The 434-nt window shown below is 56.4% G+C and carries 2 protein-coding genes; both read right to left on the bottom strand.

Features of this window, described 5'->3' with window-relative positions; all coding sequences use genetic code 11:
• Positions 1–141, bottom strand: a 141-nt coding sequence (locus AC1DKR_RS21215) for a DnaB-like helicase N-terminal domain-containing protein (RefSeq protein WP_478035127.1), incomplete at its 3' end; no start/stop codon positions are given.
• Positions 142–278: 137 nt separating this feature from the next.
• A complete protein-coding gene (locus tag AC1DKR_RS21220) occupies positions 279–434 on the bottom strand; it encodes a 50S ribosomal L9 C-terminal domain-containing protein (protein WP_478035129.1) in 156 nt (51 codons plus the stop codon).

The raw sequence follows: 434 nt of genomic DNA on the forward strand, positions 1-434 counted from the left end.
CTGATCAAGCACGCGCTCCCAGGCGTTGTTGTCCAGCATCAGACCACCGCGCACGGCCTGTTCGGCCTCGATGGAATGCGGCGGCACTTTCAGCGCGGCGGTTTGCAGATCGTATTGCTCAGGAGCGGAGATATCGTTCATGGCCACTTGGGTTCTTTAGGAAAAGCAGGGGTTGTAAAAAATCAGGAACTGCAGAAAGACAAAGGGCACGACCTGTAAACAGGATCGTGCCCGATGTTACCGGCAAGCACCCAAGGGTGCCAGCCGACAAGTACTTCTTAAGCTGCTACCACGACAACGCGTACGGTGGCTTCAACTTCRGCGTGCAGGTGCACGGCTACGTCGAATTCGCCTACGTTGCGGATGGTGCCGTTCGGCAGACGAACTTCGCTTTTTGCAACTTCAACGCCAGAGGCGGTCAGTGCATCAGCGAT

It is taken from the genome of Stenotrophomonas sp. 01N47, assembly GCF_056399165.1.